The following is a 26,295-nucleotide window of genomic DNA, read 5'->3' on the forward strand; positions in this document are numbered from 1 at the left end:
TCGCAGGCAGGAGCAGTTGATGAGCTTTTTCCCCCATTGGCGCCACGTGGAGGCCCCCGCGGGCGCCGTGGTTGCGCCCGATGAACGTTTGTCCTGGGCGCAGACCGCCGCCTTGGGCGTGCAGCACGTGGTGGCCATGTTCGGCGCCACCGTGCTGGCGCCGCTGCTCATGGGCTTCGACCCCAACGTGGCCATCCTCATGAGCGGCGTGGGCACGCTGGTCTTCTTCGTCCTCACCGGCGGGCGCGTGCCCAGCTACCTGGGATCGAGCTTCGCCTTCATCGGCGTGGTCATCGCCGCCACCGGCTACGCGGCGCCGGGCGCCAATGCCAATCTGGGCGTGGCGCTGGGCGGCATCGTGGCCTGCGGCGCGGCCTACGTGCTGCTGGGCCTGCTGGTGCAGGCCGCGGGCACGCGCTGGATCGAATCGCTCATGCCCCCGGTGGTCACGGGCGCGGTGGTGGCCGTCATCGGCCTGAACCTGGCCTCGGTGCCGGTGAAGAACATGGCGCCCACGGGTTTCGACGCCTGGATGCAGGCCGTCACGTTCACCTGCGTCGCGCTGGTGGCGGTGTTCAGCCGCGGGCTGGCGCAGCGGCTGCTCATCCTGGTCGGCCTCATCCTCGCTTCGCTGCTGTACGCGCTGCTGACCAACGGGCTCGGCCTGGGCAAGCCCATCGACCTCTCCGCCGTGGCCGCCGCGCCCTGGTTCGGCCTGCCGCGCTTCGCGGCGCCCGTGTTCGACGGCCACGCCATGCTGCTGATCGCCCCCGTGGCCGTGATCCTGGTGGCGGAGAACCTGGGCCACCTGAAGGCCGTGGCCGCCATGACCGGGCGCGACATGAACCCCTACATGGGCCGCGCCTTCGTCGGCGACGGTCTGGCCACCATGGCCAGCGGCCTGGTGGGCGGCACGGGCGTGACGACCTACGCCGAGAACATCGGCGTGATGGCCGCCACGCGCATCTACTCCACGGCCATGTTCGTGATGGCGGCGCTGGTGGCGCTGGTGCTGGGCTTCAGCCCCAAGTTCGGCGCGCTGATCCAGGCCATCCCGCTGGCGGTGATGGGCGGCGTGTCCATCGTGGTGTTCGGCCTGATCGCCGTCTCCGGCGCGCGCATCTGGGTGGGCAACCGCGTGGACTTCTCCGACAACGCCAACCTCATGGTCGCGGCCGTCACGCTGGTGCTGGGCACGGGGGATTTCACGCTGCGCTTCGGCGACTTCGCGCTGGGCGGCATTGGCACCGCCACCTTCGGCGCCATCGCGCTGCACGCGCTGCTCAAGCGCGGCGCGCGGTGAACAACGCCTACAGGCTGCGTACCAGCGGGCTCAGACGCGCAGCACCCGCTGCAGCGTGGCCAGCAGCTTGGCCGCGTCGATCGGCTTGGTGAGGAAGTCGTTCATGCCGGCGGCCAGGGCCTCGTCGCGCTCGGCGGGCAGCGCCGCGGCGGTGAGGGCCACGATGGGCAGCGTCTGCGCGTCGAAGCGCCGGCGCAGCTCGCGCGTGGCCTCGCGCCCGCCCATGCGCGGCATCTGCATGTCCATCAGCACGGCCTGGAAGGGGCGGTTCTCGCGCTGCGCGCGCTCCACGGCCTCCAGCGCCTGCAGCCCGTCGCCCACGCCGGTCACGTGCGCGCCCCACTGCTGCAGCATGGCCGTGGAGATGGTCATGTTGATGAAGTTGTCCTCCACCATCAGCACGCGCACGCCGGCCAGGGCCTGCGCGGACGGCGCGGGCGCGGGTGTGGGCGGCGCCAGCGGCGCGGCCGCCGCGGGCAGCGGCACTTCGCACCAGAAGCGGCTGCCGCGCCCCGGCGCGCTGGTCACGCCCACCTCCCCGCCCATGAGCTGCGCCAGCTCGCGGCAGATGGACAAGCCCAGCCCCGTGCCGCCGTGGCGCCGCGTGGTGGAGTCGTCGGCCTGGATGAAGGGTTGAAAGAGCCGCGCCTGCGTGGCCTCGTCCAGGCCCGCGCCGCTGTCCTCCACCTCGAAGCGCACGCGGTCCGCGCCGGCGCGGCGGGCGCTCAGCCGCACCGTGCCCTGCTCGGTGAACTTCAGCGCGTTGCTCAGGTAGTTGCCCAGCACCTGGCGCAGCCGCACGGGGTCGCCATGGGCGCCGGCGGGCAGCGCGGGGTCCACGTCCAGCGTGAGCGTCAGGCCGTGGGTGCGGGCGATGGCGGCGTAGCCGCGCTGCAGCCGCTGCAGCAGGGCGTGCAGGTCGAAATCCTGCGGATGGATGTCGAGCTTGCCGGCCTCGATCTTGGAGAGGTCCAGGATGTCGGAGATCACGGCCATGAGCGTGTCGGCGCTGTCGAGCATCTGCGCCAGGTACTGCTGGCGCTTGTCCTCGCCCACGCCGGGCACGCGCGCGAGCTGGGCCAGGCCCACCAGGGCGTTGAGCGGCGTGCGCAGCTCGTGGCTGGTGTTGGCCAGGAAGGCGCTCTTGGCGCGGCTGGCGGCCTCGGCCTGGTCCAGCGCCTGGCGCAACTCGCGCTGCGAGCGCTCGCGCGCGGCCTCGGCCACGGCCGCGGTGCGCCGTGCCACCGTCACGTCACGCCCAACGCCCCAGTAGCCCAGGAAGCGCCCGCGCGCGTCGCGCCGCGGCTGCCCGCTCACGCGCAGCCGCCGCAGCGCGCGCGGCCCGGCCTGCCAAGCGATCTCGACCTCGCGCAGCGGCCGCTGCGCCAGCAGCTCGGCCTGCAGCGCCTGCGTGGCCGCGCGGCCCAGGCGCAGCGACGGCTGCTCCCACACCGGCTGGCCCAGCCGCACGGGCTGCACGGTGAAGCGCCCGCCCCGGCCGCGGCGCAGCACCTGGGTGAGCCGCCAGTGCGCGTCGGTTTCCCAGTAGATGTCGGCCGCCACGGACAGCAGCGCGGAAAAGCGCTGGCCGCGGTCCTTGCCCGCGTCCTCGTACAGGCCCAGCACGCCGTGCAGCACCCGCCCGCCCGCGGCGGCGGTGGCCAGCACCAGCGCCTGCCAACCCACTTGCAGCACCAGCGGCTGCCCCGGGTGCGCGGGCAAGGCGCCGCGCCACTGGCCCCAGGCCAGCACGCCCAAATGCACGGCGGCCATGGCATTGACCAGCAGCGCCGTGCGCCGCGACGCGATGGCGCCGCACATGCACACCAGCACCGCCAGCAGCCCGCTGCCCGCACCCTGCAGCCCGCGGTCCACCAGCCAGGCGATGAGGCCTATGGGCAGCAGCGCCGCCAGGCAGACGCGGCACACCGCCGCGTCCAGCGCCCCCGAGCGCGAGCGCAGCGCGTGCAGGCTCACGGCGCACAGCAGCAGCTCGGCCAGCAGCAGCGCCGGCCGCTCGACGCCGGGCAACTCCACCCCGGGCAGCGCCAGCAGCGCCGCGCTGCCCGTGGCCGCGGCGGCCGCGGCGGCAAAGAAGAAGCGCGCCACGCGCGGGCGCACGTCGTTCTGCAGCTCGCGCAGCAGTTTCGAGTCGGGTTGGGAAACCAGCGGTCCGAGCATCGCCGCCACCTCGACGAGTGAAGGGCCGGCGGGAATCAGCCCCCGCGGGCGGCGTTGAGCAGGTCGCGCGTGCGCTGCGCCTCGGCGCGGGCGGCGGCGGCGAAGTCCGCGCCCGCACTGGCGTAGAGCACGGCGCGCGAGGAGTTCACCATCACGGTGCCGCCGGCCGCGAGGCCGGCGCGGATGGTGGAGGCGGCGTCGCCGCCCTGCGCGCCCACGCCGGGGATGAGCAGCGGCAGCGTCGGCGCGAGCTCGCGCACGCGCGCGATCTCGGCCGGGAAGGTGGCGCCCACCACCAGGCCCAACTGCCCGCTGCGGTTCCACGGGCCCTGCGCCAGCCGCGCCACGCGCTCATAGAGCAGCTCGCCGCTGTCCAGGCGCTGGGCTTGTAGATCGCTGCCGCCGGGGTTGGAGGTGCGGCACAGCAGGATCAGGCCTTTCTCCGGATACGCCTCCATGTAGGGCTCTATCGAGTCCAGCCCCATGAAGGGCGACAGCGTGAGCGCGTCGGCCTGGTAGCGCTCGAAGGCTTCCTTGGCGTACTGCTGCGCCGTGGAGCCGATGTCGCCGCGCTTGGCGTCCAGGATCACCGGCACGCCGGGGGCGACCCGGCGGATGTGGGCAATGAGCCGCTCCAGCTGCTCCTCGGCGCGGTGCGCCGCGAAGTAGGCGATCTGCGGCTTGAAGCAGCTCACCAGGTCGTGCGTGGCGTCCACGATGGCGGCGCAGAAGTCGTGGATGCGCGAGGCATCGCCCTTCCACTCGCCCGGAAAGCGCGAGGGCTCCGGGTCCAGGCCCACGCACAGCAGCGAGGCGTTGCGCGCCTCGGCCGCCTGCAGCATGTCGGTGAATTTCATGGCGGCGCCGCCTCTCAGATGCGCTTGGCCAGGGCCTCGGCGCAGCCGGTGTAGCTGCCGGGGCTCATTTCCTTCAGGCGCGCGCGCTCGCTGTCGGGCAGCTCCACCAGCGTGTCGATGAAGCCGGCGATGGCCTCGCGCGTGATGGCCTTGCCGCGGGTCAGTTCCTTGAGACGCTCATACGGGTTGGGCAGGCCGTAGCGGCGCATGACGGTCTGGATGGGCTCGGCCAGCACTTCCCACGACGTGTCCAGGTCCGCGGCCAGCGCGTCGCGGTTGAGCTCCAATTTATCGAGGCCGCGCGAGAGCGATTCCAGGCCGAGAACTGCATAACCCAAGGCCACGCCCATGTTGCGCAGCACGGTGGAGTCGGTCAGGTCGCGCTGCCAGCGGCTGATCGGGAGCTTCTGCGCCAGGTGCGTGAGCACCGCGCTGGCCAGGCCGAAATTGCCCTCGGCGTTCTCGAAATCGATGGGGTTGACCTTGTGCGGCATGGTGCTGGAGCCGATCTCGCCCGCCTTGGTCTTTTGCTTGAAGTAGCCCAGGCTGATGTAGCCCCAGACGTCGCGCGACCAGTCCACCAGGATGGTGTTGGCGCGGGTGGCGGCGTCGAACAGCTCGGCCATGTAGTCGTGCGGCTCGATCTGGATGGTGTAGGGATTGAAGGTCAGGCCCAGCGAGCCCTCCACCACCTGGCGGCTGAAGGCTTCCCAGTTCACGGCCGGGTAGGCCGAGAGGTGGGCGTTGTAGTTGCCCACGGCGCCGTTCATCTTGGCCAGCAGCTTGACTTCGGCGATGCGCGAGCGGGCGTGGCGCAGGCGGGCCACGACGTTGGCGATCTCCTTGCCCACCGTCGTCGGACTGGCGGTCTGGCCGTGGGTGCGGCTGAGCATGGGTTCACTGGCGAACTGGTGCGCCATGCCGGTGAGGCGCTCGATGACGCGGTCCAGCGCGGGCAGCAGCACCTGCTCGCGCGCGGCCTTGAGCATGAGGGCGTGGCTGGTGTTGTTGATGTCCTCGCTGGTGCAGGCGAAGTGCACGAACTCGCCGGCGGCCTGCAGCTCAGGCGACGCCTCGAAGCGCGACTTGATCCAGTACTCCACGGCCTTGACGTCGTGGTTGGTGGTCTTCTCGATGTCCTTGATGGCCTGCGCGTCGGCTTCCGAGAAGTTCTCGACCAGGCCGCGCAGCAGCGCGCGGGCTTCCTGCGACAGCGGCAGGAACTCGGCGAAGCCGGCGTCGGACAGGGCGATGAACCACTCGACCTCGACCTGCACGCGCCGGTGCATCAGGCCGAACTCGGACAGCAGGGGGCGCAGCGCCGCGACCTTGGAGGCGTAGCGGCCGTCCAGCGGCGACAGGGCGGTGAGGGCGGAGAGGTTCATGGCAGGAGACTGATTTGTCCACGCGGCGTCGGACCGGCCCGCGGCGGCGGGCGGTTTCAAGCGGCGCGTGAGGGTGGGAAATCGGGGCCGACATTGTAGGAGGCGGGCCACAACGGGCTCCCGGCGCGCCGGTCGGTCTTTCCCTGGGTGACCCTTGCGGGCATGCTTGAGGCGTCCACGGCGGCGGGCCGCACCGGCAGTGGAACAGGTCTTGCGTCAGAGCGCCTACAAGCCACGAACAAACCCCAGGAGGCTTCCCGCCATGCGATCCATGTCCCGCCGCCCCGCTCTCGGCCTGCTGGCCGCCACCGCCCTGCTCGCCGGCGCGGGCCCCGCCCTGGCGCAGTCCAAGCTCAAGGTGGCCGCCATCTACACCGTGCCGGTGGAGCAGCAGTGGGTGAGCCGCATCGACAAGGCGCTCAAGGCGGCCGCGGCGCGCGGCGAGGTGGAGTACGTGTTCAGCGAGAACGTGGCCAACGCCGACTACGAGCGCGTGGTGCGCCAGTACGCCGAAGGGGGGCACGCGCTCATCGTGGGCGAGTCCTTCGCGGTGGAGGCCGCGGCGCGCAAAGTGGCCAAGGACTACCCCAAGGTCGCCTTCCTCATGGGCAGCTCCGGCAAGCCCCAGGCGCCCAACTTCTCGGTGTTCGACAACTACATCCAGGAGCCGGCCTACCTCAGCGGCATGATCGCCGCGGGCATGAGCAAGAGCGGCAAGATCGGCATGGTGGGCGGCTACCCCATCCCCGAGGTCAACCGGCTGATGAACGCCTTCATCGCCGGAGCGCGCGAGATCAACCCCAAGACGGAATTCAGCATCAGCTTCATCAACAGCTGGTTCGATCCGCCCAAGGCCAAGGAAGCGGCCTTCGCCATGATCGACAAGGGCGCCGACGTGATGTACGCCGAGCGCTTCGGCGTGTCGGACGCGGCCAAGGAGCGCAAGGTGCTGGCCGTGGGCAACGTGATCAACACGCAGTCCAGCTACCCCGACACCGTGGTCGCCTCGGCGCTGTGGAACATGGAGCCCACCATCGAGGCCGCGCTGAAAAAAGTGAAGGCCGGCCAGTTCGCGGCCGAGGACTACGGCCTGTACTCGGCCATGAAGCACAAGGGCGCGGAGCTGGCCCCGCTGGGCACGTTCGAGGCCAAGGTGCCCGCCGACCTCAAGGCCAAGGTGAAGGCCAGGGAAAAGGCCATCCTGGACGGCAGCTTCGCCGTCAAGGTGGACGACGGCGCGCCCAAGGCCAGGTAAAGGCGCTCCAGCCGCAGTACCGGGCCGGCGCATGACCTCCACCACCGCAGTTCCCGAGCCGCCGCTGCTGCGGCTCTCCCACATCTCCAAACGCTTTGGCGCGCTGGTGGCCAACGACGACATCTCGCTGGAGCTGCACCGCGGCGAGGTGCTGGCCCTGTTGGGCGAGAACGGCGCGGGCAAGAGCACGCTCATGGCCATCCTGTTCGGCCATTACGTGGCCGACGCGGGGTGCGTGGAGGTCGAAGGCCGCGCCCTGCCCGCGGGCGACACGCGCGCGGCGCTCAACGCCGGCATAGGCATGGTCCACCAGCACTTCACGCTGGCCGACAACCTCACGGTGCTGGACAACGTGATGCTGGGCACCGAGCCGCTGTGGCGGCCCTTCTCGCGCCGGGGCGCGGCGCGGGCCCAGCTGCTGGAAACGGCCGGGCGCTTCGGCTTGCAGGTGGCCCCGGATGCACGCATCGCCGAGCTGTCCATGGGCGAGCGGCAGCAGGTCGAAATCCTCAAGGCGCTGGTGCGCGGGGCGCGGGTGCTGATCCTGGACGAGCCCACGGCCGTGCTCACGCCGCAGCAAAGCGAGGCGCTGTTCGCCACGCTGCGCGATCTGGTGCGCGAGGGCCTGTCCATCCTGTTCATCAGCCACAAGCTCGACGAGGTGCGGCGCGTGTCCGACCGCGTGGCCGTGCTGCGCGCCGGGCGCCTGGTCGCGCGGTTCGACACGCTGGACGGCGTGGACAAGGCGGCCCTGGCCGAAGCCATGGTGGGCCACGCCGTCGCACCGCTTGGGCGCGGCGTGCGCCAGCGCGGTGCGCTGGTGGCGCGGCTGCGGGAGGTGACGGTGGCGGGCAAGCCGCGCCCGCGCCTGAACCGCGTGACGCTGGAGCTGCATGCCCACGAGGTGCTGGGCATCGCCGGCATTTCCGGCAACGGCCAGCAGGCGCTGGCCGACCTGCTGTGCGGCGTGCTGGCCCCCGACAGCGGCACCCTGGTGCTGGAAGGCCAGCGCCTGCCGGCGAAACCCCGTGCGTGGCTGCGCGCGGGCGTGGCGCGCATTCCCGAGGACCGCCATGCCGTGGGCGCCGTGGGCGACCTGGCACTGTGGGAGAACGCGGTGCTGGAGCGCTACGCCAGCCCCAGCTTTTCCGTGCTGGGCTGGCTCAAGCGCCGCCGCGCGCTGGCCCATGCGCAGGCGCTGGTGCAGCGCTTCGACGTGCGCGGCACGGAGGCCGGCGGCTTGTTCACGCCGGCGCGGCGGCTGTCCGGCGGCAACCTGCAAAAGCTCATCCTGGGCCGCGCGCTGGCGGGCGACCCGGCCGCGCCGGCGCCCAAACTGATCGTCGCGAACCAGCCGACCTGGGGCCTGGACGTGGGCGCTGTGGCCTACGTGCACGGCCAGTTGCAGTCGGCCTGCGCGGCCGGGGCGGCGCTGCTGCTCATTTCCGACGACCTGGACGAGCTGTTCGCGCTGTCCGACCGCATCGCCGTGATGCACGGCGGCCGCTTGGGCGTGGCGCGGCCCGTGGCCGAGTGGACGCGCGCCGACATCGGCCTGGCCATGGCGGGCGCGGCGGCGGCGGGCCACGCCGGCTCCTTCTTTGCCACGGCGGCCGACGGGGTGGTGCATGCGGCTTGAGCGGCGCGCCTTTCCCTCCCGCGCCATGGCGCTGGCCGCGCCGCTGCTGGCCGTGGCGGTGACGCTGGCCTTGAGCGCGGCGCTGGTGGCCTGGGCCGGCGCGCCGGTGGGCCGCGCCTACTGGCTGCTGCTCGAAGGCGGCTTCGGGTCGCGCCTGGCGCTGACGGAAACGCTCACCCGCGCCACGCCGCTCATCCTCACCGGGCTGGCCGCCGCGGTCGCCTTCCGCGCGCGGCTGTGGAACATAGGCGCCGAGGGGCAGCTCTACGCGGGCGCGCTGGCCGCCGTGGCCGTGGCGGGCGCGGGCGGCTCCTTCGCGCTCATGGTGATCGCGGCCATGGCCGCCGGGGCGCTGCTGCTGCTTGGGCCGGCGCTGCTCAAGCGCTTGGGCGTGGACGAGGTCGTCACCACGCTGCTGCTGAACTTCATCGTCCTGCTCTTCGTCTCGGCCATGCTGGACGGGCCGATGAAGGACCCGATGGCCATGGGCTGGCCGCAGAGCATCGCGCTGCCGGACGAGCTGCAGATCGCCAACCTCGTGCCGCGCAGCCGGCTGCACCGCGGGCTGCTGGCCGCGCTGGGGGTGGCCATCGCCCTGGCGGTGCTGCTGCGGCACACCACGCTGGGGCTGGAGATACGCGCCGTGGGCGCGAATGCGCGGGCCGCGGCCTTCGCGGGCATGCCGGTGCAGCGGGTGACGCTGCTGGTGGCGCTGATGTCCGGCGCGCTGGCCGGGCTGGCCGGCGTGGTGGAGGTGGCGGGCCGCGCCGGCTACCTGACGCTGGACATGTCGCCGGGCTATGGCTACAGCGGCATCGTGGTGGCGATGCTCGCCGGGCTGAGCCCGTTGGGCGTGGTGGCGGCGGCGACGTTCGTGGCCGGCATCCTGGTCGGCGCCGACGGCATGAGCCGCCAGGTGGGCGTGCCCACCTACATCGCCGACGTCATCGTGGCCCTGGCGCTGCTCGCCATGCTGGTGGCCACGCTGCTGGTGCACTACCGCGTGGTGTGGCGCCGGCCGGCGGCGGCGGGGAGCGCGGCATGAGCGACCTCCTCGACCTGCTCGCCGCCGCCCCCTTCTGGGTCGCCGTGCTGCGCATCGCCACGCCGCTGCTGCTGGGCACCCTGGGCGTGCTGCTGTGCGAGCGCGCGGGCGTGCTCAACCTGGGCGTGGAAGGCATCATGGTGGCCGGCGCCTTCGCCGGCTGGTTAACCGTGTACGCCGGCATGGGCCTGTGGACGGGCGTGCTGGTGGCAGCAGGCGTGGGCGCGCTGCTGGGCCTGCTGCACGCCTTCCTGACCGTCACGCTGGCGCTGAGCCAGCACGTGGCCGGGCTGGGCCTCACGCTGCTGGCGACCAGCCTGGCCAGCTACGCCTACCGCGTGAGCTTTCCCAAGGTGGAGCGCCCGCCCACCATCACGCCCTTCGAGCCCATGGGGGAGTTGCCTATTCCCGTGCTGGCCGAGCAGACGCCGCTGACGCTGCTGGCCCTGCTGCTGGTGCCGCTGCTGGCCTACGGGCTGCAGCGCACGCCGCTGGGCCTGGCGCTGCGCATGGTGGGCGAGAACCCGGCGGCGGCGGAGGGGCAAGGCTTGTCGGTGGCGCGGCTGCGCACGGGCGCGGTGGTGGCGGGCTCGGCGCTCATGGGCGTGGCGGGGGCCTTCCTGACGCTGTCGGCCTTCAACGCCTTCTACTTCAACATGGTCAACGGCCGCGGCTGGGTGTGCGTGGCGCTGGTCGTGTTCGCCTCGTGGCGGCCGGGCAAGGCGCTGCTCGGCGCGCTGCTGTTCGCCTTCTTCGACGCGCTGCAGTTGCGGCTGCAACAGGCCGGCGGCGAGGCCGCCATTCCCTACCAGTTCTACCTCATGCTGCCCTATGCCATGGCCATCGTCGCGCTCGTCGTGATGGCACGGCGGGCGGCTTATCCTCAAGCCTTGATGAAGCCCTACCGCAAGGGCGAGCGCTAGCGACCAGCAGCAGGAAGGAGACCGTGATGTCCACCGAATCGGCCAGCTCCACACGCAGCAGCCACATCCGACTGACTTCCCATCCCGGACAGGGCGCCGGCGGCGCCCCGGCCATCCACTGGGGGGCGGCCGATCCGAAGGAGCGAGGGCCCGTCATAGGCACCACGACCAACCGCAGCCAGCGCAACGTCATAGGCACGCACAGCGGCAGCTACGGCGTCTACCGCGCCCTGGCGGTCGCCGCGGGCAACCTCACCAAGGGCCACCGCGCCGACCTCACCAACACCTCGCCCACCGACCGCATCGGCCCCTACCCGCAGTGGGCCGACGCGGAAAAGATCGTCTCCATCGACCCGTTGGGCGCCTCCGTCGCCGAGGTGTTCTCCGATCTGCTGGCCGCGGGCGCCGACATACGGCCCACCATCGCCGTGACCCAGGCGCACATCCACCTGCCGGAAATCCGCCAGGCGCTGGCCTTCCAGCGGCTGCAGGTGGACGGGAAGATCCTGCTGGAGGATTCATCGGCCACCGTCACCAAGATCGCCGTCGAGCCCGTGTGGTGGCTGCCGGGCGTGGCCAAGCGCTTCGGCGTGAGCGAGGCCGTGCTGCGCAAGACGCTGTTCGAGGAAACGGGCGGCATGTACCCGGAGCTCGTCACGCGCGGCGACCTGGAGGTGTTCCTGCCGCCCATCGGCGGGCAGACGCTCTACGTCTTCGGCAACGTGCAGGACCTGGCCAACCCGGAGGTCACGCTCACCGCCCGCGTGCACGACGAGTGCAACGGCTCCGACGTGTTCGGCTCCGACATCTGCACCTGCCGGCCCTACCTCACGCACGCCATCGAGGAGTGCATTCGCGGCGCGCAGGCCGGCGGGGTGGGCCTCATCGCCTACAGCCGCAAGGAGGGGCGCGCGCTGGGCGAGGTGACGAAATTCCTGGTCTACAACGCCCGCAAGCGCCAGGTGGGCGGCGACAGCGCGGACAAGTACTTCCTGCGCACGGAGTGCGTGGCCGGCGTGCAGGACATGCGCTTCCAGGAGCTGATGCCCGACGTGCTGCACTGGCTGGGGGTGAAGAAGATCCACCGGCTGGTGAGCATGAGCAACGACAAGTACGACGCCATCACCGGCAGCGGCATCGAGGTCGGCGAGCGCATCAAGATCCCCGACGAGCTCGTCCCCGCGGACGCGCGCGTGGAGATCGAGGCCAAGATCGCCGCGGGCTACTTCACCGACGGCAGCGTCCCCGATGCCGCCCAACTCGCAGCCACCAAGGGGCGCGACCTTGTCGAATGACCTCCACCCCACGCTGACGCCCGGCGACGTCTCCGAGGGCGTGCGGCGGCTGCGCCAGGCCGCCACGGTGCGCGAACGCTGCGCCCACATCACCCAGGGCGTGCGGGAGGGCCGCTCCGAGCACTTCCGGCTGGACGAAGGGCGGCTGGACGCGGTGGCGCAACGCATCGCGGCGCTCACGCAATCGCGCTTCCCCGACGGGCGCATTCCGCTGCACAGCCGCTGGCGCCACTTCGAGGCCGGCGGCGTGGACCGGCTGGCCGAGGTCAATGCCCGCCTGGCCGGCCACAGCCACGTGGCGCGGGCGCGCGCGCACATCGAGTTGGTCATGATCAGCGTGCTGCTGGACGCCGGCGCGGGCGCGCAGTGGCAGTACGTCGAGACCGAGAGCAGGCAAACCTTCTCGCGTTCGGAAGGTTTGGCCGTGGCCAGCCTGCGCGCCTTCCTGGCCGGCGCCTTCTCCAGCGACCCGGGCGACCCCTGCCGCGTGGACGCCAAGGCGCTCTCGCGCATGGACGTGCCCACGCTGGCCGCCCTCTTCCAGGTGCGCGACATCAACCCGCTGCTCGGCCTGGAGGGCCGCGTCAACCTGCTGCGCCGCCTGGCGCAGGCGCTGCGCGCGCAGCCGGACACCTTCACGGCCGACGGCCGGCCCGGCCACCTCTTCGACGCGCTCACCCACCACCACCATGCGCCGCGGCTGCACCACCACCACGTGGTGCCGGGCAGCACGCAGCACCAGCACCACGTGGCCGCGCCGCGGCTGCTGCAGGCACTGCTGGACGGCTTCAGCGCCATCTGGCCCAGCGGCCAGCAGTTTTTGGGCGTGCCGGTGGGCGACGCCTGGGCGCATCCGCTGGCGGGCGGCGAAGGCCCAAGCGCCGGCTGGGTGCCCTTCCACAAGCTCAGCCAGTGGCTGACGTGGTCGCTGGTGGAACCCTTCGAGGCGGCGGGCGTGCACATCACGGAGCTGGAGGCGCTGACCGGCCTGCCCGAGTACCGCAACGGCGGGCTGCTGCTGGACGCGGGCGTGATCGTCCCGCTGGATGCCGAGTTCGGCACCCGGCTGCGCGTGCCGGGCGAGGCCTGGGTGATCGAGTGGCGCTCGCTCACCGTCTCGCTGCTGGACGCCCTGCTGCCGCGCGTGCGCGCGCTGCTCGCCAACGAGCACCTGCCGCTGGGCTGCCTGCTGGAGGGCGGCAGTTGGGCGGCGGGGCGGCAGATCGCCGCCGAGCGGCGCCCCGGCGGCGCGCCGCCGGTGGCCATCGACAGCGACGGCACCGTGTTCTGACGAGCCGGCACCTTCAACGAGCACACAGATTCATCCACGAGGGAGAGCGTCCATGCCTGTTGTCCACGTTCTGGATCACCCGCTGGTGCAGCACAAGCTCACGCTGCTGCGCGAAAAGGAGCGCAGCACCAACAGCTTCCGGCGGCTGATGCACGAGATCAGCATGCTCATGGCCTACGAGGTCACGCGCGACATGCCCACGCAGCTCATAGACATCGAAACGCCCATGGAGCCCATGCGCTCGCCGGTGATCGATGGCAAGAAGATCGTCTTCGTCTCCGTCATGCGCGCCGGCGGCGGCTTCCTGGACGGGATGCTGGAGATCATCCCCGGCGCCCGCGTGGGCCACGTGGGCCTGTACCGCGACCCGCGCACGCTGGTGGCCGTGGAGTACTACTTCAAGATGCCGGACCACATGGAGGAGCGCGACGCCATCGTGCTCGACCCCATGCTGGCCACCGGCAACTCCGCCGCCGCCGCCGTGGAGCGGCTCAAGGAGGTGAAGCCGCGCTCCATACGCTTCGTGAGCCTGCTGGCCGCGCCGGAGGGGCTGCAGAACTTCCACGCCCAGCACCCGGACGTGCCCGTCTACACCGCCGCCATCGACCGCCAGCTCAACGAGCACGGCTACATCCTGCCGGGCCTGGGCGACGCGGGCGACCGGCTGTTCGGCACCAAGTGATGGCGGCACAGGCGATGACGGGAGGCTCCGATCTGCTGCTGCGCGACGTGCGCCTGCCTGACGCTCGCGCGGGCGTGGACGTGCTGGTGCGCGAAGGGCGCATCGCCGCCGTGGGCCCCGCCCTGCCGGCGCCGCAAGGCACGCCGGTGCTGGACGGCGGCGGCTGGCTGCTGAGCCCGCCCTTCGTGGACGCGCACTTCCACATGGACTCCACGCTCAGCCACGGCCAGCCGCGGGTGAACGTCAGCGGCACGCTGCTGGAGGGCATCTCGCTCTGGGGCGAATTGAAACCGTTGCTGACGCAGGAGGCCCTCGTCGAGCGCGCCCTGCGCTACTGCGATTGGGCCGTGGCGCGCGGGCTGCTCGCCATCCGCTCGCACGTGGACGTGAGCGACCCGCGGCTGCTCACCGTGGAGGCGCTGCTGCACGTGAAAAAGCAGGTGGCGCCCTACCTGGAGCTGCAGCTCGTGGCCTTCCCGCAGGACGGCGTGCTGCGCAGCCCGGGAGCTTTCGAAAACCTCAAGCGCGCGCTGGACCTGGGCGTGGAGGTGGTGGGCGGTATTCCGCACTTCGAGCGCACAACAGCTGACGGCGCCGAGAGCGTGCGGCTGCTGTGCGAGCTGGCGGCCGAGCGCGGCCTGCGCGTGGACATGCACTGCGACGAGAGCGACGATCCGCTCTCGCGCCACGTGGAGGTGCTGGCCTTCCACACCCACCGCCTGGGGCTGCACGGGCGCGTGACGGGCTCGCACCTCACGTCCATGCACTCCATGGACAACTACTACGTCTCCAAGCTGCTGCCGCTCATGGCCGAGGCGCAGCTCAATGCCGTGGCCAACCCGCTGATCAACATCATGTTGCAGGGCCGCCACGACACCTACCCCAAGCGCCGCGGCATGACGCGCGTGCCGGAGCTCATGGCCGCGGGCGTGAACGTGGGCTTTGGGCACGATTGCGTGATGGACCCGTGGTATCCGCTGGGCTCGGCCGACATGCTGGAGGTGGCGGCCATGGGGCTGCACGTGGCGCAGATGGGCTCGGTGGCGGGGCAGCGCGCCTGCTTCGACGCCGTGACGGTGAACAATGCGCGCATCCTGGGCCTGGAGGGCTACGGGTTTCAGCCCGGCTGCCGCGGCGACTTCGTGCTGCTGCAGGCGCGCTCCACGGAAGAGGCGGTGCGGCTGCGCGCGCCGCGGCTGCTGGTGGTGCGCGGCGGCCGGGTGCTGGCGCGCGCGCCGCGCCAGGCGGTGGAGCTGGACCTGCCGGGCCGGCCGCGCGAGGTGGATTTCACGCTGGAGGCGGGCGACCGAAGTAGGACGGTCCCCCCACCGTCTGGGTTGGACCCCGGCATTACTTAAAATCGGCGCGTTAGGGAATTCTTTCAGGCATGAAGCTCATCGGATCGCTCACCAGCCCCTACGTGCGCAAGGTGCGCATCGTGATGGCGGAAAAAAAGCTGGACTATCAATTCGTCCAGGAAGACGTCTGGGGGAGCGACGCGATCCTGGCCTCCAACCCGTTGGGCAAGGTGCCTTGCCTGATCACGGAGGCGGGCGAGTCGGTGTTCGACTCGCGCGTGATCGTCGAGTACGTGGACACGCTCTCGCCCGTGGGCCGGCTCATCCCCGCCAGCGGCCGCGAACGCGCCGAGGTGCGCACGCTGGAGGCGATGGCCGACGGCGTGCTGGACGCCGCCGTCCTGGCCCGCCTGGAGCTGACCTGGGCCGGCCGCAGCGACGCGCAACGCAGCCCCGCCTGGGTGGACCGCCAGATGCTGCGCGTGCAGACCGCGCTCAAGGCCATGTCGCAGGCGCTGGGCGACGGCCCCTGGTGCGTCAACAACCACTTCTCGCTGGCCGACATCGCCGTGGGCTGCGCGGTGGGCTATTTGTCCTTCCGCTTCCCGCACATCGACTGGCGCGGCGACCACCCCAACCTGGCCCGCCTGTCGGACAAGCTGGAGGCGCGCGCGAGCTTCATCGCCACCGCGGTGCCCAAGACCTGATCGGTTGATTTGCCGCAGCGCCGGGCCAGGCGCCGCGGCCCGGGCGGGCTTTGCGGCTCGCCTATACTTATTCCTTCAGCGCCGATTTGTTCCGGATTGCGGGCGCTCAACAAATACAGCTAAAGAGGGACGCCCACACCCGGTGTCCGCTTGAGCGGCGCCGGGTTTTTTGCTTCTGGAGGGACGGGTTTCATCCATGGGTTCTATCGGGCATGTCACACCGCAGCGCATGCACTTCGCGTTGCCGCTGCCGCTCAAGAGCGGCGCGCAGCTCACTGACTACACGCTGGCCTACGAGACCTACGGCACGCTCAACGCCGAGCGCAGCAATGCCGTGCTGGTGTGCCATGCGCTCAACGCCAGCCACCACGTCGCGGGCACCTACGCCGGCAAGGAAAAGAGCGAGGGCTGGTGGGACAACCTGGTCGGCCCCGGCAAGCCGCTGGACACGGACCGCTTCTTCGTCATAGGCGTCAACAACCCCGGCTCCTGCTTCGGCTCCACGGGCCCCAAGGACGTCAACGCCGCCACCGGCCAGCCCTGGGGCGCGGATTTCCCGGTGGTGACGGTGGAGGACTGGGTCAACGCCCAGGCCCGGCTGCTGGACGCGCTGGGCATCGAGCAGCTCGCGGCCGTCATCGGCGGCAGCTTGGGCGGCATGCAGGCCTTGAGCTGGACCATCCAGCACCCGCAGCGCCTGCGCCATGCGCTGGTGATCGCCAGCGCCCCCAACCTCTCGGCGCAGAACATCGCCTTCAACGAGGTGGCGCGCCGCGCCATCTGCACCGACCCCGAGTTCCACGGCGGCCACTTCTACGCCCACGGCGTGGTGCCGCAGCGCGGCCTGCGGGTGGCGCGGATGATCGGCCACATCACCTACTTGTCCGACGACTCCATGGAGGCCAAGTTCGGCCGCGCCCTGCGCGCCGCGGAGCTGGCCTACAGCACGCAGCAGATCGAGTTCCAGATCGAGAGCTACCTGCGCTACCAGGGCGACAAGTTCAGCGAGTACTTCGACGCGAACACCTACCTGCTGATCACCCGCGCGCTGGACTACTTCGACCCCGCGCGCGAGCACGGCGGCGACTTGTCGGCGGCACTGGCCAAGGCGACCGCGAAATTCCTGGTGGTGAGCTTCACCACCGACTGGCGCTTCTCGCCGCAGCGCTCGCGCGAGATCGTGCAGGCGCTGCTGGACAACGGCCACGACGTGGCCTACGCCGAGATCGACGCCCCGCACGGCCACGACGCCTTCCTGCTGGAGGACCCGCGCTACCACGGCGTGGTACGCGCCTATTTCGAGCGCGTGGCGGCGGAAGTCGAAAGCCTGGGTGGCGGCGCCGTGCCGGCCGTGGCGACGCAACGGGAGGCCGCATGAGCGACCGCCAGGCCATGAGCCTCATCGCCCAAATGATTCCCAAAGGCAGCCGCGTGCTGGACCTGGGCTGCGGCAACGGCGCGCTGCTGGAGCTGCTGCGCAAGGAGCGCGGCTGCACGGGCTACGGCGTGGAGATCGACGACGCCAAGGTGCTGGAATGCGTCAAGCGCGGCGTGAATGTCATCCAGCGCAACCTGGACGACGGCCTGGGCCTGTTCAAGGACGGCAGCTTCGACGTGGTGCTGCAGCTCGACACCTTGCAGCACCTGCGCAACACGGCCGAGCTGCTGCGCGAGACGGCGCGCGTTGGGCGCAGCGCCATCGTGAGCTTCCCGAACTTCGCGCACTGGCCCAACCGCTTCTCGGTGCTGCGCGGGCGCATGCCCGTGACCAAGACGCTGCCCTACCAGTGGTACGACACGCCCAACATCCGCGTGGGCACCTTCGCCGACTTCGAGGTGCTGGCCGGCCAGTGCGGGCTGCGCGTGCTGCAGTCGTTTGGGCTGCACAACGGCCGCAAGGTGGATGCGTGGCCGAATCTCATGGCGAGCACGGCGGTGTTCAGGCTGGAGCGGGGCTGACGACGGGCTGAACCGTTGGGCGGGTCCATCCCGCCTTTGCCAGGAGTGAAAAAGGCGGCTCCTAGAATCGATCGATTCCTTGCCGGAGCCCGCCATGAACGCCCCCGAACGTTTTCACCCCGACCCCCAAGCCCTGCGCGCCTTCGCCGACGAGGCCTGGAAGCAGCGCATCGAGCCCGCCCTGGTGGACTACATCCGGGTGCCGGCCAAGAGCCCCATGTTCGACAAGGACTGGGCCGCCCACGGCTACATCGACCGCGTGCTGGAGGACGCCGCGCGCTGGGTCGAGTCCCGCCGCGTGCCGGGGCTCAAGCTCGAAGTCATCCGCCTGCCCGACCGCACCCCGGTCATCTTCTTCGAGGTGGAGGCGACCACTTCCGGCGGCTCCGGCCAGACCGTCCTCTTCTACGGCCACCTGGACAAGCAGCCCGAATTCACCGGCTGGCGCCCGGACCTCGGCCCCTGGACGCCCAAGGTGGAAAACGGCCTGCTCTACGGCCGCGGCGGCGCCGACGACGGCTACGCCATCTACGCCGCCGTCTCGGCCATCGAAGCCTTGAAGGCCCAGGGCACGCCGCACCCGCGCTGCGTGGGCCTGATCGAGACCTGCGAGGAAAGCGGCTCCTTCGACCTGCCCGCCTACGTCTCGGCCCTCGGCGCTCGCCTGGGCGACGTTGGCCTGGTCGTCTGCCTGGACTCCGGCGCGGGCAACTACGACCAGCTCTGGCTCACCACCTCGCTGCGCGGCATGGTCAGCGGCGTGCTGAAAGTGCAGATCCTCACCGAGGGCGTGCACTCGGGCGACGCCAGCGGGCTGGTGCCGTCGAGCTTCCGCATCCTGCGCCAGGTGCTGGACCGCCTGGAAGACGCCCGCACCGGCGACCTGCTGCCGCCGGATTTCCACGTCGAAATCCCGCAGGAGCGCATCGCCCAGGCCCAGGCCACGGCCGCCGCGCTGGGCGACGAGGTCTGGAAGCGCTACCCCTGGGCCTGCGGCAACGACGGCGCACCCGCCCTGCCCGTCACCACCGACCCTGTGGAGGCCCTGCTCAACCGCACCTGGCGGCCCACGCTCTCCGTCACGGGCGTGGACGGCTTCCCGGAGCTGTCGCAAGCGGGCAACGTGCTGCGCCCCTACACGGCCTTCAAGCTCTCGCTGCGCCTGCCGCCCACGCTGGACGGCAACAGCGCCGCGCTGAAGCTGCAGCAACTGCTGGAGGACAACGCGCCCTACAACGCCAAGGTCACCTTCCATGCCGACGGCCGCGCCGGCGCGCTGGGCGCCAACGGCTGGAACGCGCCCTCGCTGCAGCCCTGGCTGGCCACGGCGCTGGATGCCGCCTCCGCCGCCCACTACGGCGAGCCCTGCGGCTACATCGGCCAGGGCGGAACGATCCCCTTCATGGGCATGCTCCAGGAAGGTTTCCCCAAGGCGCAGATGATGGTTTGCGGCGTGCTCGGCCCCAAGAGCAACGCGCACGGGCCCAACGAGTTCCTGCACCTGGACTACGCACGCCGGCTGACGGCGGCGGTGGCACAGGTGGTGGCGGCGATGCCGTGAACGCCCTTGGGCGGCCTGCGTCCCAAAAGGCAGGCCGCCTGGAATGAGCACTGCTGGCGGTCCATAGCGCCCTAAGCAAGGCCCGCAACCGTCACGCCCAGGCAAGCGGTAACAATCGCCGTCTTTGCCTGAACCCGCCCGGCCGCCACCGCCGGGCCTGCCGTGACCATGAAGCCCGCCGATTCCGCAGCGCCGCCGCACGAGCCGCCGCTGCCTGCCGCCACGCTCATAGACCAGGAACCCGAGATGGCGCCCGTCAAGGTGCCGCTCGCCCTCGAAGACTGGCTGGCCGTGCTCTCCATGGGCGCGCTGTGCCTGATCACCTTCGCCAACGTCGTGGTGCGCTACCTCACCGACCAGTCGCTGGCGTGGACCGAGGAGATCTCCGTCTTCCTGCTCATCGTCACCACGCTGGCCGGCGGCTGCGCCGCCATGGCGCGCGACCGGCACATCAAGATCGAGTACTTCAGCGAAAGCGGCAGCCCCGAACGGCGCCGGCGCATGGCGCGCTTCGGCGCGCTGTGCTCCAGCGTGTTCTTCCTCGTCCTGGCCGCCTTGAGCATCCGCCTGGTGTGGGACGAGTACCGCTTCGAGGAAACGACGCCCGGCATCGGCCTGCCCAAGTGGTGGTACTCCATCTGGCTGCCGGTGCTCTCGTTCGCCATCGCGGCGCGGGCCTTCGGCCTGTTCCTGCGCAACGCCCGCAAGAAGGGCGGTGCCCAATGATCGCCGCGCTGCTGTTTGCCGTCTTCATCGTCCTGATGCTGCTGGGCGTGCCCATCGGCGTGGCACTGTCCATCGGGGGCGGGCTGGCCATCGCGCTGGCCAACACCACCACGCAGCTCTTCGGACTGCTGGCCGTCCCGCAGAACTTCTACGCCGGCCTGGCCAAGTACCCGCTGCTGGCCATTCCGATGTTCGTCTTGGTCGGCTCCATCTTCGACCGCTCCGGCGTCGCGCAGCGGCTGGTGAATTTCGCCATCGCCATCGTGGGCCGCGGCCCCGGCATGCTGCCGCTGGTGGCCATCGCGGTGGCCATGTTCCTGGGCGGCATCTCCGGCTCGGGGCCGGCCACGGCCGCCGCGGTGGGCAGCGTGATGATCGCCGCCATGGCCCGCGCCGGTTACCCCGGCGCCTACTCGGCCGCCGTGGTGGGCGCGGCAGCGGCCACCGACATCCTCATCCCGCCCTCGGTGGCCTTCATCGTCTATTCGGTCATGGTGCCCGGCGCCTCGGTGCCGGCCCTCTTCGCCGCAGGCATGGTGCCGGGCGTGCTGGCTGGCCTGGCGCTCATCGTCCCGGCCGTGTGGCTGGCGCGGCGTCACGGCATGGGCGCGGCGGAAGCCAGGCTACCGCGGCCGGCGTTCTGGCCGGCGCTGAAAGAGGCGTCCTGGGGGCTGGCGGCGCCGGTGCTCATCCTGGGCGGCATGCGCGCAGGCTGGTTCACGCCCACGGAGGCGGCGGTGGTGGCCGTGTTCTACGGCCTGTTCATCGGCATGGCGGTGCACAAGACCATCACCGTGCGCGACCTCTTCCCCATCCTGCGCGAGGGCGCTGAAACCTCGGCCGTCATCATGGTGGTGGTGGCGCTGGCGGGCATCTTTGCCTACGCACTGTCCACGCTGTCCGTCATCGACCCCATCACGCAGGCCATCGTCAATTCCGGCCTGGGCGAGTGGGGCGTGATGGCGCTGGTGGTGGCGGTGCTCATCGTGGCGGGCATGTTCCTCGACGGCATCTCCATCTTCCTGATCTTCGTCCCGCTGCTGCTGCCGCTGCTGCAGGCCTACCACTGGGACCCCGTGTGGTTCGGCGTGATCCTGACGCTGCTGGTGGCGCTGGGCCAGTTCACGCCGCCCATGGCCGTGAACCTCATGGTGTCCTGCCGCATCGCGGGCGTGCGCATGGAGTCCACGATTCCCTGGGTCCTCTGGCTGCTGCTGGCCATGGGCCTGGCCATGCTGCTGGTCATCGTGTTCCCGCCCCTGGCGCTGTGGCTGCCGCAGCGGCTGGGCTACTGAGCAAGTCCGCTCATCCTTCCCGTTCCCTCCTTCCCCCAAGTCCATTCCTGGAGACAAAAGATGAAACGCCGCAACCTGTTCGCCGCTGCCGCCACGGCGCTGGCCGCCGCCCTGTCGCTGGGCACCGCCGCGCAGGCCCAAGTGCCTGCCAACTACAAGCCTGAATACAAGATGTCGCTGGTGCTGGGCCCGGCCTTCCCGTGGGGCAAGGGCGGCGAGATCTGGGCCGACCTGGTCAAGCAGCGCACCAGCGGGCGCATCAACATCAAGCTCTACCCTGGCGTGTCGCTGGTGCAGGGCGACCAGACGCGCGAGCTCACCGCCATCCGCCAGGGCGTGATCGACATGGCCATCGGCTCCACCATCAACTGGTCGCCGCAGGTCAAGGAGCTCAACCTCTTCTCGCTGCCCTTCCTGATGCCGGACTACGCCGCCATCGACGCCATCACCCAGGGCGAGCCGGGCAAGGACATCTTCAAGGCGCTGGAAAAGGGCGGCGTCGTACCGCTGGCCTGGGGCGAGAACGGCTTTCGCGAGCTGAGCAACTCCAAGCGCGACATCCGCAAGCCCGAAGACCTCAAGGGCCTGAAGCTGCGCGTGGTGGGCTCGCCGCTGTTCATCGACACCTTCACCGCGCTGGGCGCCAACCCGACGCAGATGAGCTGGTCCGACGCGCAGCCGGCGCTGGCCAGCGGCGCGGTGGACGGGCAGGAGAACCCGCTGTCCATCTTCAGCGCCGCCAAGCTGCACACCGTGGCGCAGAAGCACCTGACGCTGTGGGGCTACGTGGCCGATCCGCTGATCTTCGTGGTCAACCGCGACGTGTGGGAGAGCTGGACGCCGGCCGACCGCGACATCGTCCGCCAAGCCGCCGTGGACGCCGGCAAGCAGCAGATCGACGTCGCCCGCAAGGGCCTGGCCGAGGCCGATCCCGCCGTGCTCAAGGACATCGCCGCCAACGGCGTGAGCGTGGTGAAGCTCTCGGCGGCCGAGCGCGAAGCCTTCGTCAAGGCCACGCACCCGGTCTACGAGAAGTGGAAGAAGACGGTCGGCGAAGCCCTGGTGGCCAAGGCCGAGGCGGCCGTGGCGGCGCGCAGGAAGTAAGCGCCACCCCGAGGCGCCGCCTGCAATGGGCGGCGCCGCTTCAGAACGTGTAGCCCTGCTCCACGAAGGTGCCCGACAGCGGCTCCAGCAGCGGCAGCAGCGGCTGGAGCTGGCGGTAGCGCATGGCCACCTTGGTGGCGTAGGTGAAGAAGCGCGGCAGGTCGGCGGCGTAGCCGGGCTTGCCGTCGCGGTGCTTCAGGCGGCAGAAGATGCCCAGCACTTTCAAATGGCGCTGCAGGCCCATGTATTCCATGGCGCGCCAGAACTCGCCGAAGTCGTCCTGCAGGCCGCCGTCCAGCGGCACGCCGGCTTCGCGGGCGGCCTGCCAGTAGCGCACGGCCCAATCGATCTCGCGCTCCTCGTCCCAGGAGACGAAGGCATCGCGCAGCAGCGAGGCGATGTCGTAGCTCACCGGGCCGCGCACGGCGTCCTGGAAGTCCAGGATGCGCGGGCCGCCCTCGCCCACCATGAGGTTGCGCGGCATCCAGTCGCGGTGCACGGCCACGCGCGGCTGCGCCAGGGCGCTGGCCGTCAGCAGCGCGGCCACGCGCGCCCACTGCTCCTGCTGCGTGTCGGTCCAGGTGATGCCGAACTCGCGCTGCACGCACCACTCGGGGAACAGCGCCAGCTCGCGCTGCAGCATCGCGCCGTCGTACAGGGGCAGCGTGGAGGCGTCCACCCGCGCCTGCCACTGCACCAGCGCGGCGATGGCCTGGCGCATGAGCACGTCGGCCTGCGCCGCGTCGGCCTGGCGCAGCGCGTCCAGGTAGAGCTGCTGGCCCAGGTCGGACAGCAGCAGGAAGCCGTGGGCCTCGTCCACGGCCAGCAGCTCGGGGCCGTGCAGGCCGGCCGCGGCGATGAGGCCGGCGACGTGGACGAAGGGGCGCACGTCCTCTTGCGGCGGGGGCGCGTCCATGACGATGCGCGAGGCGCCGCCGGCGTCCTGGGCGTCTATGCGGAAGTAGCGGCGAAAGCTCGCGTCGGCCGAGGCCGGGCGCAGCGACTCCAGGCGCAGGCCGTGTCGTGCCGCCAGCGGCGCGAGCCAGGCGTTGAAGGCCTGCTCGCGGGCAGGGTCGGTCCAGGTGATGGTGGTGCTCATGGGCGCAGGGCGTTGGGCGGGATGGCGGTCAAGGTCAGGGCCGGGGGCGGCACGCCCCGGGCTTGGGCGCGGCGGCGGCGCGCGCGGGGGTGGGCTGACCCTCATGGATAATCGGCGCGATTTTACGAACCGCTCCCGGCGCCCAACTTTGCGCGCGCCGGCCCGGCCGCCGCCCCGGCCTGCAACCGCCCGTCGCCGCCTTGCGCCTGCCCACCCACGTCCGTCCTGTCGCCTTGCCTCCGCGGTTGCCGCGTCCGCGTGCCGAGCGGCTGCTGGCCCTGGCCCTGGCGGCCGGCCTGCCGCTGGGCGCCGCGGCCCAGGTCGGGGCCATGGACGACTTCACCCCGCCGCCCGCCCTGCCCGCCACGCCGGCGGTGCCGGTCCCGGCGCCTGCGCCCGCTTCCGCGCCCGCACGCCAGCAGGCCGATGCCGATGCCAACTTGCCCGTGGACGTGCAGGCCGACCGCATAGGCGGGCGTCCGGACGTGGACGTGGAGGCCGAGGGCGAAGTGGACGTGCGCCGCGGCGACGTGCGCGTGCAGGCCGACCGCGCCCGCTTTCGCCAGGACACGCAGGTGCTCAAGGCCGAGGGCAACGTGCGCATGTCGCAGCAGGGCAACCGCGCCAAGGGCACCGAGCTGGAATACAAGCTCGACACCAGCCAGGGCTACATGCTGGAGCCCGAATACTTCATCGCCGTGACCAAGGGCGGCGGCACGGCCGAGCGGGTGGATTTCCTGGGTCCCAACCGCGCCCGCATCATCGAAGGCAACTACACGAGCTGCGGCCTCGACGGCGAAGGCACGCCGGCCTGGCTGCTGACGGCCGAGCGGGTGGACCTGGACATGGACGCCAACGAAGGCATCGCCCGCGGCGGCGTGCTGCGCTTCATGGGCGTGCCCATCCTGGCCGCGCCGCGGCTGAGCTTTCCGCTGTCGGACGAGCGCAAGTCCGGCTGGCTGCCGCCCTTCATCAACATCGACAACCGCAACGGCCTGGACGTGGCCGTGCCCTACTACTGGAACATCGCGCCCAACCGCGACGCCACGCTCACGCCCACGCTGTCCGCGCGCCGCGGCCCCGGCCTCAACAGCGAGTACCGCTACCTGGAGCCCACCTACCAGGGCCGGCTCAACCTGAACCTGCTGCCCAACGACCGCGTGGCCGGCGAAACGCGCTACGCCTTCGGCTTCGAGCACAGCGGCACGGCCTACGACATGGGCTACCGCACCGCGGGCGTGCGCGTGTCGGACGACAACTACTGGAAAGACTTCACCCGCGGCACCAGCGCGCTGATGAACGCGCGCACCAACCCCTACCTCACGCCGCGGCTGCTGGGGGCGGAGGCGCAGGTGGACCGCGGCCTGGGCGATCTGGGCCTGCCCGGCGGCCAGTGGCGCAGCTACGCCCGCGTGCTGACCTGGCAGGTGCTGCAGGACACCGATCCGGCTGCGCGCATCACGCCGCCCTACGAGCGGCTGCCGCAGATCGGCCTGCAGGGCGGCGCGCCCCTGGGCGGTGGTCTGCGCATGGAGCTTCAGACCGAGATCAACCGCTTCAGCCGCGCGCCTTCCGCCGATCCGACCACCATAGAGGCGACGCGCGTGCACGCGCTGGGCTCGCTGAGCCGGCCCTGGACCACGAGCTGGGGCTGGCTCACGCCCAAGGCGTCGTTCAACGCCGCGAGCTACAGCTTCGACCAGGCGCTCAGCGACGGGCGCACCAGCACCTCGCGCCTGATCCCGACCCTCAGCGTGGACACGGGCCTGGTGTTCGAGCGCCCCTTCAGTCTGTTTGGCCCCAAGCTGCGCCAGACGCTGGAGCCGCGGCTGCTGTACGTGCGCACGCCCTACCACGCGCAGAGCACGCCGCTGTTCGACACGGCGGTCAAGGACTTCAACATCACCTCGCTGTACGCCGAGAACACGTTCACGGGCGTGGACCGGGTCTCGGACGCCAACCAGATCACCGCCGGCGTGACGTCGCGCTTTCTGGATGTAGCCAGCGGCAACGAGGTTGGCCGCTTCACCGTCGCGCAGCGGCTGCTGCTGAGCGACCAGCGCATCACGGCCGACGGCGTGCCCATCACGCAGCGGCTGTCGGACCTGCTGCTGCAGGGCTCATCGATGATCACGCAGCAGTGGAGCGCCGACGGCACGCTGCAATACAAGCACCAGACGCGGCAGGTGTCGAGCTGGACGGCCGGCACGCGCTACTCGCCCGGGCCCTACCGCACGCTGGCCGTGCGCTACCGCTACACGCGCGACGCCAGCGACCAGATAGAGGCGGGCTGGCAGTGGCCGGTGTACGGTACCGCGCCCGGCTCGCTCATCAAGCGCGGCAGCGGCGGCGGCTGCGGCGGCGGCACGCTCTATGCCGTGGGCCGCACCGTCTACAGCACGAAGGAAAGCCGCCTGGTGGACGGTATTGGCGGCTTCGAGTACGACGCAGGCTGCTGGATTTTCCGCGCCATAGGCGAGCGCATTTCCACCGGCACGGCCCAAGCCACCACGCGGCTGATGCTGCAACTGGAGCTGGTGGGCCTGTCGCGGCTGGGCACCAACCCGCTGCAATTGCTCAGGACCACCGTGCCGGGCTACCTGATGCTGCGAGATGACCCCTCCGGCGCGACGCCGCCGCCCGCCTCCTATGAGTGAATCGCCGTGCCGCGGCCCGCTGCCGCATCTTCC

Annotated in this window: 21 protein-coding genes; 17 read left to right on the top strand and 4 right to left on the bottom strand. The window is 71.1% G+C overall.

Annotated elements, in window-relative coordinates; genetic code table 11:
• Positions 1-19 precede the first annotated feature (19 nt).
• Complete coding sequence (locus ALA01S_RS00540) at positions 20-1,303, top strand: solute carrier family 23 protein (protein ID WP_066330600.1); 1,284 nt, start codon at positions 20-22, stop codon at positions 1,301-1,303.
• A 30-nt stretch (positions 1,304-1,333) separates the two neighbouring features.
• On the opposite strand, the gene ALA01S_RS00545 is transcribed toward ALA01S_RS00540, so the two are convergent.
• Genes ALA01S_RS00545 through purB form a run of 3 tightly spaced genes read right to left on the bottom strand, consistent with a single transcriptional unit; the run spans position 1,334 to position 5,726 of the window.
• The gene (locus ALA01S_RS00545; protein WP_066330602.1) at positions 1,334-3,484 is read right to left on the bottom strand and encodes a hybrid sensor histidine kinase/response regulator; all 2,151 of its coding nucleotides are present in this window, start codon (positions 3,482-3,484) and stop codon (positions 1,334-1,336) included.
• Positions 3,485-3,519: 35 nt separating this feature from the next.
• Positions 3,520-4,341, bottom strand: coding sequence for an orotidine-5'-phosphate decarboxylase (gene pyrF / locus ALA01S_RS00550; protein ID WP_066330604.1), 822 nt, complete (start codon positions 4,339-4,341; stop codon positions 3,520-3,522).
• A gap of 14 nt (positions 4,342-4,355) precedes the next feature.
• Positions 4,356-5,726: an adenylosuccinate lyase gene (gene purB, locus ALA01S_RS00555; protein ID WP_066330606.1), complete on the bottom strand. Its 1,371-nt coding sequence runs from the start codon at positions 5,724-5,726 to the stop codon at positions 4,356-4,358.
• Positions 5,727-5,988: 262 nt separating this feature from the next.
• Between purB and ALA01S_RS00560 the strand changes: the two genes are divergently transcribed.
• From ALA01S_RS00560 to ALA01S_RS00630, 15 genes are all read left to right on the top strand, one after another.
• Positions 5,989-6,981 (top strand): BMP family protein, encoded by a 993-nt coding sequence (locus tag ALA01S_RS00560; protein ID WP_157118677.1) that lies wholly within the window; start codon positions 5,989-5,991, stop codon positions 6,979-6,981.
• A gap of 31 nt (positions 6,982-7,012) precedes the next feature.
• The gene (locus ALA01S_RS00565; protein WP_066330611.1) at positions 7,013-8,620 is read left to right on the top strand and encodes an ABC transporter ATP-binding protein; all 1,608 of its coding nucleotides are present in this window, start codon (positions 7,013-7,015) and stop codon (positions 8,618-8,620) included.
• Positions 8,610-9,665, top strand: coding sequence for an ABC transporter permease (locus ALA01S_RS00570; protein WP_066330613.1), 1,056 nt, complete (start codon positions 8,610-8,612; stop codon positions 9,663-9,665). The genes ALA01S_RS00565 and ALA01S_RS00570 overlap by 11 nt, the downstream gene beginning before the upstream one ends.
• A complete protein-coding gene (locus ALA01S_RS00575; protein WP_066330777.1) occupies positions 9,662-10,588 on the top strand; it encodes an ABC transporter permease in 927 nt (308 codons plus the stop codon). The genes ALA01S_RS00570 and ALA01S_RS00575 overlap by 4 nt, the downstream gene beginning before the upstream one ends.
• A gap of 26 nt (positions 10,589-10,614) precedes the next feature.
• Complete coding sequence (locus ALA01S_RS00580) at positions 10,615-11,883, top strand: GTP cyclohydrolase II (RefSeq protein ID WP_066330616.1); 1,269 nt, start codon at positions 10,615-10,617, stop codon at positions 11,881-11,883.
• Complete coding sequence (locus ALA01S_RS00585; protein WP_238455644.1) at positions 11,873-13,174, top strand: URC4/urg3 family protein; 1,302 nt, start codon at positions 11,873-11,875, stop codon at positions 13,172-13,174. Before ALA01S_RS00580 ends, ALA01S_RS00585 begins: the two co-directional genes overlap by 11 nt.
• 52 nt (positions 13,175-13,226) lie before the next feature.
• Positions 13,227-13,856: a uracil phosphoribosyltransferase gene (gene upp, locus ALA01S_RS00590; protein WP_066330617.1), complete on the top strand. Its 630-nt coding sequence runs from the start codon at positions 13,227-13,229 to the stop codon at positions 13,854-13,856.
• 14 nt (positions 13,857-13,870) lie between these two features.
• Complete coding sequence (locus tag ALA01S_RS00595) at positions 13,871-15,214, top strand: amidohydrolase family protein (RefSeq protein ID WP_066330779.1); 1,344 nt, start codon at positions 13,871-13,873, stop codon at positions 15,212-15,214.
• Positions 15,215-15,243: 29 nt separating this feature from the next.
• Positions 15,244-15,861: a glutathione S-transferase N-terminal domain-containing protein gene (locus tag ALA01S_RS00600; RefSeq protein ID WP_066330619.1), complete on the top strand. Its 618-nt coding sequence runs from the start codon at positions 15,244-15,246 to the stop codon at positions 15,859-15,861.
• Positions 15,862-16,057: 196 nt separating this feature from the next.
• Positions 16,058-17,239, top strand: a complete 1,182-nt coding sequence (metX, locus tag ALA01S_RS00605; RefSeq protein ID WP_066330625.1) for a homoserine O-succinyltransferase MetX — start codon at positions 16,058-16,060, stop codon at positions 17,237-17,239.
• On the top strand, positions 17,236-17,820 hold the full coding sequence (metW, locus tag ALA01S_RS00610) for a methionine biosynthesis protein MetW (RefSeq protein WP_066330626.1): 585 nt from the start codon (positions 17,236-17,238) through the stop codon (positions 17,818-17,820). The genes metX and metW overlap by 4 nt, the downstream gene beginning before the upstream one ends.
• A 94-nt stretch (positions 17,821-17,914) precedes the next feature.
• Positions 17,915-19,381, top strand: a complete 1,467-nt coding sequence (locus tag ALA01S_RS00615) for a M20/M25/M40 family metallo-hydrolase (protein WP_066330627.1) — start codon at positions 17,915-17,917, stop codon at positions 19,379-19,381.
• 168 nt (positions 19,382-19,549) lie between these two features.
• Entirely contained in the window at positions 19,550-20,107 is a 558-nt protein-coding gene (locus tag ALA01S_RS00620; protein ID WP_066330628.1) for a TRAP transporter small permease, read from the top strand.
• The gene (locus tag ALA01S_RS00625; protein WP_066330629.1) at positions 20,104-21,402 is read left to right on the top strand and encodes a TRAP transporter large permease; all 1,299 of its coding nucleotides are present in this window, start codon (positions 20,104-20,106) and stop codon (positions 21,400-21,402) included. The genes ALA01S_RS00620 and ALA01S_RS00625 overlap by 4 nt, the downstream gene beginning before the upstream one ends.
• Positions 21,403-21,462: 60 nt before the next feature.
• Positions 21,463-22,506 (top strand): DctP family TRAP transporter solute-binding subunit, encoded by a 1,044-nt coding sequence (locus ALA01S_RS00630; protein ID WP_066330631.1) that lies wholly within the window; start codon positions 21,463-21,465, stop codon positions 22,504-22,506.
• A 40-nt stretch (positions 22,507-22,546) separates the two neighbouring features.
• Here the strand turns inward: ALA01S_RS00630 and ALA01S_RS00635 are convergent, their stop codons facing one another.
• Positions 22,547-23,605 (bottom strand): aminoglycoside phosphotransferase family protein, encoded by a 1,059-nt coding sequence (locus tag ALA01S_RS00635; protein ID WP_066330632.1) that lies wholly within the window; start codon positions 23,603-23,605, stop codon positions 22,547-22,549.
• A 245-nt stretch (positions 23,606-23,850) separates the two neighbouring features.
• On the opposite strand from ALA01S_RS00635, the gene ALA01S_RS00640 reads away from it, so the two are divergent.
• Positions 23,851-26,262 carry an LPS-assembly protein LptD gene (locus ALA01S_RS00640; protein WP_066330633.1) on the top strand — a complete coding sequence of 804 codons (2,412 nt, stop codon included), beginning with the start codon at positions 23,851-23,853 and terminating at the stop codon, positions 26,260-26,262.
• Positions 26,263-26,295 lie beyond the last annotated feature (33 nt).

Source organism: Azohydromonas lata NBRC 102462, from assembly GCF_001571085.1.
Classification (GTDB): domain Bacteria; phylum Pseudomonadota; class Gammaproteobacteria; order Burkholderiales; family Burkholderiaceae_C; genus Azohydromonas; species Azohydromonas lata.

Excerpts from the sequence above, each read along its gene's own strand:
- ALA01S_RS00540 (WP_066330600.1), top strand. The coding sequence starts at position 20 with ATGAGCTTTTTCCCCCATTGGCGCCACGTGGAGGCCCCCGCGGGCGCC.
- ALA01S_RS00545 (WP_066330602.1), bottom strand. The coding sequence starts at position 3,484 with ATGCTCGGACCGCTGGTTTCCCAACCCGACTCGAAACTGCTGCGCGAG.
- pyrF (WP_066330604.1), bottom strand. The coding sequence starts at position 4,341 with ATGAAATTCACCGACATGCTGCAGGCGGCCGAGGCGCGCAACGCCTCG.
- purB (WP_066330606.1), bottom strand. The coding sequence starts at position 5,726 with ATGAACCTCTCCGCCCTCACCGCCCTGTCGCCGCTGGACGGCCGCTAC.
- ALA01S_RS00560 (WP_157118677.1), top strand. The coding sequence starts at position 5,989 with ATGCGATCCATGTCCCGCCGCCCCGCTCTCGGCCTGCTGGCCGCCACC.
- ALA01S_RS00565 (WP_066330611.1), top strand. The coding sequence starts at position 7,013 with ATGACCTCCACCACCGCAGTTCCCGAGCCGCCGCTGCTGCGGCTCTCC.
- ALA01S_RS00570 (WP_066330613.1), top strand. The coding sequence starts at position 8,610 with ATGCGGCTTGAGCGGCGCGCCTTTCCCTCCCGCGCCATGGCGCTGGCC.
- ALA01S_RS00575 (WP_066330777.1), top strand. The coding sequence starts at position 9,662 with ATGAGCGACCTCCTCGACCTGCTCGCCGCCGCCCCCTTCTGGGTCGCC.
- ALA01S_RS00580 (WP_066330616.1), top strand. The coding sequence starts at position 10,615 with ATGTCCACCGAATCGGCCAGCTCCACACGCAGCAGCCACATCCGACTG.
- upp (WP_066330617.1), top strand. The coding sequence starts at position 13,227 with ATGCCTGTTGTCCACGTTCTGGATCACCCGCTGGTGCAGCACAAGCTC.
- ALA01S_RS00595 (WP_066330779.1), top strand. The coding sequence starts at position 13,871 with ATGACGGGAGGCTCCGATCTGCTGCTGCGCGACGTGCGCCTGCCTGAC.
- ALA01S_RS00600 (WP_066330619.1), top strand. The coding sequence starts at position 15,244 with ATGAAGCTCATCGGATCGCTCACCAGCCCCTACGTGCGCAAGGTGCGC.
- metX (WP_066330625.1), top strand. The coding sequence starts at position 16,058 with ATGGGTTCTATCGGGCATGTCACACCGCAGCGCATGCACTTCGCGTTG.
- metW (WP_066330626.1), top strand. The coding sequence starts at position 17,236 with ATGAGCGACCGCCAGGCCATGAGCCTCATCGCCCAAATGATTCCCAAA.
- ALA01S_RS00615 (WP_066330627.1), top strand. The coding sequence starts at position 17,915 with ATGAACGCCCCCGAACGTTTTCACCCCGACCCCCAAGCCCTGCGCGCC.
- ALA01S_RS00620 (WP_066330628.1), top strand. The coding sequence starts at position 19,550 with ATGAAGCCCGCCGATTCCGCAGCGCCGCCGCACGAGCCGCCGCTGCCT.
- ALA01S_RS00625 (WP_066330629.1), top strand. The coding sequence starts at position 20,104 with ATGATCGCCGCGCTGCTGTTTGCCGTCTTCATCGTCCTGATGCTGCTG.
- ALA01S_RS00630 (WP_066330631.1), top strand. The coding sequence starts at position 21,463 with ATGAAACGCCGCAACCTGTTCGCCGCTGCCGCCACGGCGCTGGCCGCC.
- ALA01S_RS00635 (WP_066330632.1), bottom strand. The coding sequence starts at position 23,605 with ATGAGCACCACCATCACCTGGACCGACCCTGCCCGCGAGCAGGCCTTC.